This window comes from Bradyrhizobium sp. cir1, from assembly GCF_014198245.1.
Classification (GTDB): Bacteria; Pseudomonadota; Alphaproteobacteria; order Rhizobiales; family Xanthobacteraceae; genus Bradyrhizobium.
On the sequence record NZ_JACIHE010000003.1, the window covers coordinates 508,995 to 522,559 of the forward strand.

Annotated in this window: 1 protein-coding gene (only partly in view); it reads left to right on the forward strand. The window is 62.8% G+C overall.

Annotation, left to right across the window (positions count from 1 at the left end; translation table 11 throughout):
* Positions 1–13,565: the 5' end (the start) of an LEPR-XLL domain-containing protein gene (locus GGD63_RS10685; RefSeq protein WP_183241538.1), read on the forward strand. 14,992 nt of this gene lie beyond the right edge of the window; 13,565 of the gene's 28,557 nt are visible here — the first part of the coding sequence; it begins with the start codon at positions 1–3; its stop codon lies beyond the right edge, outside the window.

Consider the following 13,565-nt stretch of genomic DNA (forward strand, 5'->3'; position numbering starts at 1 on the left):
ATGGGTATAGCCTGGCGCTGGAATAACGAAGCTCACAAGCGCTCCGCGTTCGAAACCCTCCTCAACAAGGTCATTCGCGAGATCATTCCCGGGCGGGACAGTAGAAGGCGCCGCCGCACGGGCGGTGCCGCGAGTTCGGTGGCAAAACCGCGGCGGCAGAGCTTCACCTTGGAGGCGATCGAACCGCGCCTGCTGTTGTCCGCGGATATCACCTATGGCGGAATCCTCAACACGCACACGGATTTCACGCTCAAGGCCGAAGGAGGCTCGTTCAATCTATACGACAACACAACGACATCGATCGTCGATTCAACAGCAATCGTCGCCGGTGACAACAGCGTCAACATCGATCGCGGCGGCGGAGAGGATATTTACGGCGATACGATTCACCTGGATCTCAAATCCTTTGAGACCGCAAACGCGACGATCGGCAGTGGCCACACGCTGAGCATCAATTTTATCGGCGGTGATCAAAGGGTGTTCCAGGACACCGTTTCGTTGGACACCACGTCTGCCGCCGCAATTGGCTTCGGCCTGAAGGTCACCAGCGATTCTGCGATCGCATCGGGCGCACACGCAAGCTTCACCGGCGAGCTTTCGTTGAAGTCGGAAGCCACGGCGGTCAACGATCCGATCGTGAATCAGGGGATCTTGTCCAACGCGAACTCGGCCATCACGCTGTCCGGCGCCAATCTGAGCGCATCGGGCAAGGTGACGTTGACGGCGCACTCGGCCCTCGACGTGAATGCCGACGGTTCCGTTCAGGGCAATGCCGATGATCCTGACCTGAGCGGCAAGATCACCGGAAAGATCGCCGACGCGATCAACGACAATCTCGGCGACAAGATTCATCTCGTCTCACTGGTCACAAGTTTTTCCAGCGCGAAGATCGACGTTGGCAACTCCGTCCTCAGCGCGACCAATGGTGATCTGGTTCTCAGCGCGACCGTTGACGGCACGCTGACGGCGACTTCGGCCAACAACAACTTCTTCAAGATCACGATCGTTGCCGGCGATGCGGATCCGGAGGTGCTGATCCACGGAGCGTCCACCAGCCTCAGCGCCAGCGGCAAGATCGACGCGACCGCAAAATCCGACGTTGCGATCAACGCATCGGCCGTGCCGACCTCGAACGCCGACGCGTCAAAGGACGCGGCCGTGGCAGTTACGGCGTTCGAAAGCAGGGCGACGCTTGCCGTGTCGGACAGCGCGGTCATGAATGCCATGGGGGGCGCCACGACACTGCAGGCGAGCAGCAAGCTCGACGCCATGACCACGGCGGACGGCAGCGCAGGAACAGCCGGGGCCGGCGTGGCGGTTTCGGTGGTTTTTGGTGACACCGTCGCTTCGGTTGACGGTGCGACCGTCGATGGCCTCGGCGTCAGCCTTGAGGCCACGACCGATCGCGATATCACGACCACAGCCAATTCGTCGGTCGGCGGCAGCGCGAAGAGCGGCAGCGGCGACAACGCGAGCGAGACAACGCTGGCCAACAATAACGCGCATACAAGCGGAGACGCCGGCAACGAGAGCATCACATTTGCGGGTGCGATCGCGGTCGCGGTCGACACGGGTGATACCAAGGCCTATTTGCAGGATGGAATCATCAACGCCGGCACCGACGCGGCATCGATCGTAGCGGCGTCCGTCGACGTGATGACGACCAGCGCCGACGGCGGATTCACCCAGGATTCGTCCGGCGGTGGCGGCGGTGCCACCAATGCGGTCGGCGTTGCTGTGGCGATCAATGTCGCGACCCGCGATGATCTTGCCTATATCGCGGGAACGAGCACTGTCACGGGCGGCTCGCTTGCCATCGAGGTCCTGCCGCTGGACGACAAGCAGAGCGTGTTCAGCGCGGAAGCGATCTCCGGCCTCGGAGACGCCAGCAGCGTCAGTTTTGCCGGATCGCTCGCGATCAATGTCACGCTGTTCAATCACAAGGCCTATCTCGACAACGCTGCGCACGTCACGCTGTTCGGGAGCCCGGACGTCACCATCGCGGCCCATGCTGACATCACGAATGTTGCAAAGGCGACGCCGCACGAAGCCGACGGTGTCAATCCCGGAACCGGCATCGGTGCCTCCGTCGCCTTCAACTACGGTGAAGACACGACAGCGGCCTACGTCGACGACAATGTCTTGCTCACGGGAGCGAAGGGCCTGTCGCTCGACGCCTCGTCGGCGCACGAGATGGAGACCGAGGCCAAGAACGGCTCGGCCGGCGGCACAGCGGTCACGCCTGTCATTGCGATCTCGGTCGCCAATGACGATACCCATGCAACGATCGGCAGCGGCGGCACGCTGACGGTCGGCGCCGACGGGTTCAGCCTGAACTCCAAGCTGACCAATGTCGTCAGGACGTCCGCCGAGGGCGATACCGAGGCGGACAAGACCGGCGTCGGCATTTCGCTTGCCTTGTCGATCGTCAACGATGACTCGGAGGCCACGACCGGCCGCCAGCTTCTCACGACCGGCGGCGCCGCGGCGTTTCTCTCGAGCGCCATCTCGATCAGCGAGAGCTCGGCAAAAGCGAGCGTGAAGGGCGGCGAAGACAGCGGCAGCGGCAAGAAAGCCGACGGCAAGAAGCAGGATCAGATGGACTTCGCCGACAGCACGGCGAAGGGCAAAACGGGTGGAAGTGCAAAGGGCAACAACGGCGCAACTGCCCCCGATGCAGATACCGGCAGCGGGCAGGTCGATGTCGCGGGTGCGATCGCGGTCAACATCGAGAATGGATCGTCGGTTGCGTCGATTCCGGACGGCGGCCTTGTCACGGCGACCGGGCTGATTACCGTCCATTCTCAGGCCAATGTCGACGGGCATGCGCTCGCGGATGGTTCCGCGGTCACCGGTGACGGCGGCACCGGCGTCGGCGTCGCAGTAGCGGTCAACGTCAATAACATCAAGAATCATGCGTTTGTCGGCAATGGCGCGGTGGTCAGCGGCAGTGGTCTGAATGTTGATGCCGTCGTGGCCGATCGGCAGATCGACGCGCCGACAATCACCGTACCGGTGGTTGACACCGCCCTCGATACGCTCTTCGTCGGTCTAAATGCCGGCCTCGCGAGCGGCGATCAGGTCCAGTATGTCGGGCTGGGCGGCTTCGGCCTCACCCCTCTGGTCACGACCTACTACGTGCATGTCAACGGCGATGGCACTATCAAGCTTTACGACACCAACAAGGAGGATGCCGAAGACGGCGGCGCCACCGGTCTGGTGGATCTCACTTCCGGCGCCTTGTCGTCATCGGGCAACCAGCTCTGGAAATACATCTCGGGTGTCCCGACCCCGATCGGCGCGATTGATTTCGATCCGACCGGCAATATCACCGAGTTCAATCTCGGCGCCGATGAGACACTGCGCACCGGCGACCGGGTCAAATACGACGCCAACGGCGGCTCACCGCTCGGCGGGTTGAGCGATGACACCACCTACTACGTCATCGACCTGACCAACGGTCACTACCAGCTCGCAGCGTCGCTGGGAGATGCCTACGACGGAAAAGCGATTGTGCTGAGCGGCGGAGCGCCTGCCGGTCAGAAGCTGCACGATCAGACCCACTCTTCGCGCGCCGACGCAACGTCGGGCGCCAGCGGCGGCGATATCGGTGTCGGCATTTCGGCCGGCATCAACATCGTGAACAACGACACGCAAGCGGTGGTCGGGCAGACCCCAGGCGCGCTCCTGCCCGGCACTGCGACCGTGACGACGAGCGGCGGCAACTCGTCGGTCCTGGCCACCAGCGACGAATCCAATCTGGCGACCGCCAGGCCGCATGGCGACACCGAAGGCGACAACGTTGGCGTCGGCGCCTCGGTCGCTGTCAACGTCCTCACCAATACCGTCAACGCGCAGATCACCGATGGGACGTCGTGGAGCGGTTCGGTCGGGGCCTTCACGGTTTCGGCGGTCTCGGGCGATTCCGCGTTCACCCATGGTGAGAACGGCGCGGCGTCGTCTGGCGGAGTGGCGGTCGGGCTCGGCGTCGGCGTGCTGGTCGCCGACGAAAAGGCAACCGCCTATGTCGGCAGTGGCGGACTATTGTCCGCGACCGGTAACGTTGCGATCACCGCGTCGAACGACGCAGAGTTCAACACCGAAACAGATGCGAAGGCGGCCGGCAAGAGCGTCGGCGTCGGCGCATCGATCTCTATTGCCTGGGTTACCGAGAAGATCAGCGCCGAACTCGCCCGCAGCGTCACCACGACCGCAGGTGCGGCGACCATTGCGTCCGATTCGACGGTCAAGAGCGAGACCAAGGCCCTTGCGTCCGTCTCAGGGGCGAGTGACTCGGACAGCAACGCCGACACGAAGGCCGACGGCCAGGTGAACGGCAGCAACTCGAACACAAACAGCAAGGGTATCTCCTTGCCTACGGCCGGCGGCGGCGCTTCAGGCGGGAATTCGTCGGCTTCCTCGGCGGGCGGTACGAACAACAGTGGCGTCGGCATTGCCGCCTCTATCGCTGTCAACCGGATCCTCGCTGACAACACCGCGCAAGTCACCCACGGCGCCGACATCACGGCGCAGGGCGCCGTGACGATCTCGGCCCAGGCCGAATATGACGGCCGCGCCAAGGCGATCGGCGCTGGCGTCAAGTTGAACAGCGACGATCACATTGCGGCCGGTGTCAGCGTCAACTGGCTCGGCGCGACGAACAAGGCGCTGGTCGGTGGTGGCTCGGTCATCATTAGTCATGACGCGGCCGCGGGCATCACGATCGAAGCGATCACGCCGAGCGGCGAGACCGATGACTTTGTCGCATGGGGTGCGGCGGCCGCAGGCGGCAAGGGCGGCATGAGCATTGCCGGCTCGGTGGCGATCAACATCGTCGATCATTTCGACACCGAAGCATCCACGGCGAGCACCTCGCACCTCGAGTCCGATGGCGGTATCGCGGTCAATGGAGCTGCCGTTCTCGGGCCACAGACGCTCGCGGCTGCGGGTGCGTTCTCCAAGGATAAAGGTGCGTTCGGTGCCGCGATCAATGTGACGCTGCTGCATGCCACTGTGACGGCAGCAATCGGTGGCGACGCCGACGCCGCCGGCGCCATCTCGGTGAACGCCGAGAGTCACATGGTGCCGACCGAAATCGACCTGCCATTGCTGAAGCCGAAGCTGACTTCGGTGGCGGTCGCGGGGGCTGCCAGCCAAGCCGATAACACCATCGCGGGCTCGTTCATCATCAACGATCTACACATCGACGTGGACGCGCATATCGGCGCCTCCAGCCAGATCAACCAGGGCGGCCTCTACACCATCGGCAACGCACAAACCGTCACCGTGGCGGCGGCGAACGAGACCAAGGTCGTCAGCGTCGCAGGTGCATTGGCCTTGTCTATCGACTCGTCGGGATTCGGCGTCGGACTGGATGTCGAGATCCTGCACAAGACAACGAAGGCCTACATTGACGGCTCCGCGCATGTCGGAAACAACGCCGGCGGCGTGGTGAGCGTGGCGGCGACATCCCCAGAGACGATGTTGTCGGTTGCCGCAACCCTGGGCGCCGGATTTGGCGCGGTGGGCGCCGCGGCGTCGGTCGGGATCGCCGATCTTCACGTCGAGACCGATGCATATATCAACGGCTCGGCGACTGTGCGGTCCGGTGGCGCCATCTCGGTGGAAGCCACCGGCACGTTCGTGACGACGATGGTCGCCGGCGCGATCGGCATCGGCGACTCGGCCGGTATAGGACTCGCAAATACGACATTGATCTACGACGGGACCACGCAAGCCTATATCGGCAACAGCGCGACGGTGCGCGCAGGCGGCAACATCAATGTGATCGCCACCGAAAGCGAGGATGTCATTGCAATTGCGGCAGGCGCAGCGGGCGGCAGTGAGGTCGGGGTCGCCGGCTCCGCTGGCGTTAACCTGTTGACCGAGCACACCACGGCACGCATCGGCCACAACGCGAACGTCACGATCGTCGGGGCGCACGATCTGACCGTCGAGGCAACCGACGGCACCACGGTGACCACGGTGGCCGGCGAACTCTCCGTCGGCGGTACAGGCGGCGTCGGTGTTGGTGTCGGTGTTGGCGTGTTCAACAAATACACCAATGCATTCATCGAGTCGGCCGTGACCGCGACCGTGGGCGGAAACATTCTTGTCACGGCGAAATCGACCGAGAGCCTGATCTCCGTTTCGGGCGGCGTCGCCGTCGGTGGCGAAGTCGGGGTCGGCGTCAATGCCGACATCAACGTATTCAAGCTGCAGACGCGTGCCTTTGTCGGAGACGATCCGGACGAGCCAACACCGAGCTTCGGGGACGGCAACGTGCACGCCACGGGCACGGTTGGCATTTCTGCCGACGACCAGACCGATATCAACGAGATCACTGCGGTGATCGCCGCGGCGGGTGTGGCCGGCATCGGCGCCGCGGCGGGCGTCGACGTGATGAACAAGGATACCCAGGCCTTCATCGGTTCCCATGCTGTCGTCACAGGCGACGGGCAGGGTTCTGGCGCGACCGTGAATGCCGGCGCCATCCACATCGATACAGTTGCAGCGGCGAGCACCTTCGATCCCCATGATCCGCACGGTCAGGGTATCGAGACCGGTCCTACCGGCGGCACGCGGAGTGCCGAATCCGACGATCCCGGCGCGCGCAGCGCGCTGCGGTCCGGCGGAATGGTCGGAACGCCCAGCCAGGATAAGGTCCTGGGCGGCACGACGAGTGGCGACACTTCGAGCCAGGATGACGGTTCCCTGCACAATGTTCGTACGACGAAGGCAGAAACGACGCCTGGTTTCCTCGGTGTCGCGGTTGGTGCGACGAACAAGGAAGATGTTCGGACATTCACGTTCAGCCTGGGTGTTGGCGAGGTTGGAGTCGGCGTGTCGGCGGGAGTCAATGTCGACAACGTGACGACCAAGGCTTACGTCGGCGACCATGCAACCGTGAATACGGCGCAGGGCAGCGTTGTCGTCGGCGCGGCGGACGATTTCTATCACCTCGCAATCGCGGGCGGGGCGGCCGGCGGATTGGTCGGCGTCGCGCCGGCCGTGGGTGTGAATGTGGTCGGCAACACCACCCTGGCTTTCATCGGCGATCATGCGACGGTGAATGCCGGTACGCTTCTCGGTGGTGGCGACGTGACGGTAGCCGCGTCGATGCAAGAGAATGTCGTGATGATCGGCTTCGGCCTTGCCGGAGGCTTCGTCGGCGTCGGCGGCGCAGTGGACGTCCTGAGCGTCAACAACACGACCAAAGGCTATATCGACCACGACGCGATTGTGTTCGCCTACGGCGACGTGTTCCTCAATGCGACCGATACGACCCATATCTTCGAGCTTTCCGGTGCCATCGCGGGCGGTGCCGTAGGCGTCGGCGGTTCGGTAGGCGTGATGGTCATCCACAAGGAAACCGACGCGACTATCGGTGCCGGCGCGACGGTCGATGCGCTGGGCAAGACCGGCGGCCATGGCAACGTTCTGAACGACATTGTTGGTAGCAGCTTAGCCCGGACCACGACCCATGGCGTGATCGTTCAGGCCGAGTCCAAGGCGGACATGCTGCATATCGTCATCGCTGGCGCTGGTGGTTTCGTCGGCGTGTCTGGCGCGGTTGGCGTGACGCTGATCAGCGGCGAGACCGATGCCGCGATCCTCGACAACGCCAAGGTCAACACGCTTTACCAGACCAACAATGCCGGCTCGGGGCAGGGTGTGCATGTCGGCGCCGCCGACGACGTCACTGTGAAGACGTTCATTGTGGCGATCGCCGGCGGGTTCGTCGGCGTCTCCGGCGCGGTGGATGTCGGTAACGTCAACAACAACGTCAAGGCGGTCGTCGGTACGAACGCGACAGTCAACGCGCTGGCGGACATCAATGTGGAAGCGTTGTCTTTGAAGGACATTGCAGGCTTCGACGCCAGTGGTGCCGGCGGCTTTGTCGGCGTCGGCGGTGCGGTCAGCGTCTGGGCGATCGGAAAGCAGATCGAGAAGAGTGGCAAGGACAACAGTGGCGCCGATACCGGCGACGCTCTGGCCGCTGGCGATCATAAGTTCGACCAGGGCGACGTCGACACAGGTGCACACACCATCGATCTAGGCAGTCAAGGCGGGTTCGGTGACGGCGCCGAGGTGGTCTATCACGGCGCCGGCCTCGGCGACGTGAGCGATGGCGACCACGTCTTCGTGCACCAGGTGAGCGGCGGCGTGATCCAGCTTTACGACAGTGCGGCGGACGCACAGAAGCACAACGGCACCGGGCTGAAGCAGCTCTCCAGCACGGGCAGCGATGGCCAGACGCTGACCTCGGTGAATGGTCCGGATGGCGATGCGGCGGCGGAGGCGAACTCCGGCAAGAACCTGGTGACCAACAGCTCCACCGGCAACGGCATCAACTACTTCACCGGCGACGGCAATGCGAACAGCAACCGCAGCCGGATGAGCAATGCCATTTCGAATCCGACGACGGGCGCCAGCGCTCAGGTCAATTCCGCAACTCCGAGCTCCTCGGATATCAGCGGCCGCGAAAACAATGCGCCGGCGCCGGCGAGCGACCCGACGATCCCGAACGGCACGTCGGCCGTAGTGAAATCAGGCGCGCATCTGAACGCAGGAACCGCGATCAACGTCATTGCGCACGAGATCGACAAGTTCAAGGTGACGACAGGCCAGGCCGCCGGCGGCTTCGTCGGTGCTGGCGCGTCGGTATCGGTGCTGACCCTCGGTGAGAACGTCACGGCATTCGCTGACGGTACGCTGAGCGCGGGCGGCAACATCACCGTCAACGCGATTCTCAACGAAAATCTCAATCTGCTTGCGCTCGATGCGGCGGTCGGGTTTGTGGGAATTGGCGCAGCGGTGGTCGTCATCAGTGATGCCAGCCTGGCGCAGGCGAGCCTGGGCAGCGTGACGCAAGCCGGCGATGTCTCGGTTCTCGCGAGCAACACCCGGGATCTGACCGAATTCACCGGACAGGTCTCCTCCGGCGCGGTTGCGGCCGGCGTATCCTATACCAGTCTGGAAACGACGGGTGGTGCGAGCGCGACGGTCGATGGCGGTGCGAAGATCGGCAAGGATCCCGTCGGTACCGTGAATTCGCTCAAGGTGACGGCCACCAGCACCACCACGACTCACGTCCATACGCTTGCCATATCGGCAGGACTGGTCGCAGTCGGCGTGAACTTCGCGCGCGACATCGACACCGCATCGACGACCGCGGCGATCGGCGATGGTGCCGATGTCGAGGTGACCAAAGATGTGACGGTCGAGGCAGCTTCCATCGACCTGGTCAATCCGATCATGGAAGGCGTCACGGTGCTCAGTGGCATCACGGTCGGCTTGTCCTTCGACAAGGCGGACTTGGAAACCACCGTGCATGCGAGCATCGGCAACGGCACGGTGACCGCAACGAACGTGACGGTGACGGCGACGGAGAACGGCGATCCACTCCTGGTCGGGTATGGCGCCTCCACGGACAACTCGTCGTCTTCGGGCCCGTCGCTGCTGAGCGTAGGTGCGAACATTTCCACCGCGATCATGACGCCGGACATGGAGAGCAAGATCACCGGCACGGTGACCGCGAGCGATACGGTCACGATCAGCGTCACGGACAACAGCAGTGCGATCGCCAGGGCGCACGGTCTCGGCTTGTCCGGTATCGGCATCGCCGCGTCGGAGTCAACAGCGGAAGCCAAAGGCAAGGTCTTTGCCCATCTGGATGGCTCCGTTACCACGGCGAAGACCCTGAAAATCAGCGCTGCGGGAACAGAAGCCGCGAATGCCAATTCGCAGGCCGTTGTTGGCGGAATCCTGGCTTCGGTGGATCATGATGGCGCAACCGCGTCCGTTTCCCCGGATGTCGAGGCGTATGTCTCGTCGAGCGGCAGCATCAACGTCACCGGGAATATCGAAATTGCGGCAGTGGCTTATCCAGAAGCCGACGCGTTGACCAAAGGCATTGGCGTCTCCGGGGGCATCCACATCGGCGAGGTCGATTCGACGGCGACGTCCAATCCGACCGTGAAGGCCTACATCGATCCGCCGACGGTGACGGCGGGCGGTACCGTCTCGGTCTTGGCCACGGCCGACAGCAAGGCGACCAAGACGCTGCCCAACTATCAGATCATCGGTGCCAACACCGATACCAGCAATGACCTGAGTGATCCCAACAATAACACGGTCAATGTCACCAATCACGGTCTCCTGACCGGCGATACCGTGCAATTGCCGACGAACGGCGGAATCGGCGGGTTGACCCCCAACGTGTTCGACGTCAACACCAACTTGCCGATTGCAATCATCAAGACCGTCATTGCCGTCGATGGCGATCATCTCGCGTTCGGCGATGTATTCGATGGCGCCAAGGTGGATCCCAGCACGGATATCATCGAGCTGCCGTCAGCAGTGAACCTGAACAATGGCGATCTCGTCGAATACGAGGTACCCTCCGGCAGCACGCCGATCGGCGGGCTGACGCCCGGACATGTCTACAGCATCTTCCTGCCGAATCCCGCGGATCAGACGCACATCAAACTGCGCGAACCGTCAGGCGTAAGCTACGTCCAGCAGACATTCACGCCACCGGCGGCCGGCGACACAATCACCTTTGCGGTGAATCACGGCCTCAACAGCGGTGACGCGGTGACCTACCATGCGCCGGCGGCGCACACGTTCCAGAGCGTTCAGGTCGATGTTGATCCCGGCAATCCGATCTTTGACCAGGGCAGCAAGACCTATAACAACGTCGACAACAACAATATCCAGTTCGTCAATTCCAACGGCGATGCGGCGAGCTGGGGCTTTGGGGCGGGCAACATCGTCCGGTACAGCTCATCGGGTGGAGCGATCGATGGACTGGCCAGCGGTGCCGATTACAAGGTCGTGACGGTCAGTGGACCGAACAGCAGCTCGATCCAGCTCGGCGACGATTCCTCATTGGGAATGGGGAATGTTCTCTTCGTGAGAAACGGTACCGGCGATACGATCACGCGCTCCGACGGCCACAATTGGTCCGACTTTGGTTTCGTGAACGGGCAGACGATCGTCATCAGCAATGCAGTCGGTGGCGACAACGGTACCTTCCACATCGCGAGCGGATCCGGCAGCAATACGCTGAAGCTTGTCGAGAGCAATGTCGTCTCGAACAACAGCGGCAATCCGTCCACGGCGAAAATCGTGATTGCCCTTAATCCGGGGACCAAGGACCCGAACAATCTCGGCTTTGCAGCGCTGAAGAACGTCACGCACAGCCTGATCAAGAAGTCCGATCTGCCGATGACGGCCGGAGGCACCAATGCCGATGGCAAGCAATTCTATGTCGAGAAGGTCAGCGACACCCAAATCAAGCTGCACCTGCTAAAGGACTTCAGTGACGCGCCGCTGGCCCTGGCGGATCCTTTCGGCCCGACCGGCGATCACACGATTGGACGCGAGGCGGTGGACATCACGTCCCAGGGTTCGGGCTTGCAGCAGCTCCGGGTCGATCTGACCAGCGGCCCATCAGGAACAGTCACGTTGACTGGACCGGGCGGCGTGTCACTCGGTGTGATTTCACCGCCGAGCGGCGACGGCGTAACGTCGGCGGTCGCAACTGGTTCTGGCGGCGGCGCGCTGCTGGGCGTCGCGGAAGCCAATGCGATTACAAACGATAATCCTAACGTCGACGCGCATATAGTTGCGGATCTGTTGTCGGCCGGTGGCGACGTCATCATCAAGGCGACGTCTACTACCAAGGCGACGTCGAGCGCCCGGGACGACGGCGGCGGGTTCGTGGGCATCGGCGTGCCGACCGCAGATGCCAACCAGAACGACGGCAATCACAAGACCACAGCCTATGTGGATGGGCGGATTATCGCCACCGGCGACGTCAAGGTGTTTGCGTTGACGAGCAACAATGCCGAGGCCGCCGCGCATACGATCACGGGCGGCGCGGTTGGCGTCGCGGTAGGGTTTACCAATTCGCTCATCAAGGTCGACACTGCGGCGAACGTGAACGACAACAGCGCGATCCTGGCCGGCGGCAAAATCGTCATCGCTGCCGAAGACAAGGCGAACCAGGTCACCAACACCGATTGCACGGGCATCGGCCTGGGCGGTGACGCCAACGCCTTTGCGAAAAGCTCGCTAAGCGGCAAGACTGAGGTGAATGTCGGCACCGCCGCGAAGATGGAAGGCCGTATCGTGGTCCTGTCGGTGAGCACCGGCGACTCGAAGGCGACTGGCGACGCCAGCGACGTTCCGCAGATGACGGTGAAGGCGATAAGCGAGGGTGACGGCGGTGGCCTGGTGGCGGTCGGCACCGCGTCGTCGGATGTCACCGTGAATATCCCGTTCAATATCGAGGTCAAGGGCTTCGCGACGATTACCGGCTGGGAAGGTGTTGATTTCCGCACGTCCTATAAAGGGATCGACACGGAAGCGCATGCCGAGTCGAGCGCAACCGGATTGTTCGGTGGTGTCCACTCCAGTTCAAGCAACACAACGACGCTCGACTCGCAGGTCAAGGGAGATGCGCACGCGATTGTGACGGCGACTCCTAGGGTCACGGGCGCGTTCGCTGATCCGGCCTTGTTGTCGCCTCCAGCGTCCACTCCGCGGCTCGCCTTCGACATCGACATGACCAACCAGCCACAGGGCTCGCTGGATGGCTCCAACGGCACCATGAGGATCACCAGCGAAAATCCAGATCATGTGCGGGCGCTGGGCTTCAGCCTGTCGGGCGATCCGGACTTGGACCCCGAGGTCAAGCCCCAGATCACGTTCAACTCGGACGTGGTAATCTATTCCGGCCAGTCGCCGGTGCTGATCATCGGTCCGACGGGCGCCGTCGAGAAGCAGGTCAACGTCGTATTCGACACCGCTACGGCGGGCCTGATCAACGTCCACGACATCATCAATCACGATCCCGGCGACGTCTATTTTGCAACCGGCGACACCGGAAACAACCTCAGCCAGATCAACGGCTCGGGCGGCACCTGGGAATTCCGCGACAACTATCACCACGTCCTGCTGCTCAACAAGTCCAAGCTGGACATGAATGTGCAGGCCATCAAGGTCCTGGACGTCGACCCGGCCGACAAGCCGCAAGTCGATATCTCCAACACGGGCTCGCGCGGCCTGACCTTCAAGCTCAAGCGCGACGTCAGCCCGACGCTGATCGACATCGAGAATACCAACACGGATCCGCCGAACATTACGCTCAGCGGCGTCATCGACAATCCGATCGGTACCACGCGCGTCATCAACGTCCACGGAGACATCCTCTCCAGCGCGAGCCGGGCGGACGGTGACGCGGATCCAGCTTCGCTGATCCGGACCAATATCCTGGACATCGAGGCGCGGCAGGGGAACATTGGCCAGAACCCCGGCATCGTGAACTTCGCCGATCCTGTCTCCCCGTCGCAGCATCGGGTCAACGTCGATGTGGTCGACAGCGCGAATGTTCCGGCCGCGACCGACTTCGTGAGCGGAAACGTCAGCAGCGGCGATCACTCGATCGCGCTGGGACTCAACCAGTTCTTCGACGGAGAGCTCGTGAAATATGTGGCCTCGGGCACCGCGCTCGGCGGGCTGACATCGGGCAACTATTACTACATCATCGCGCTTGA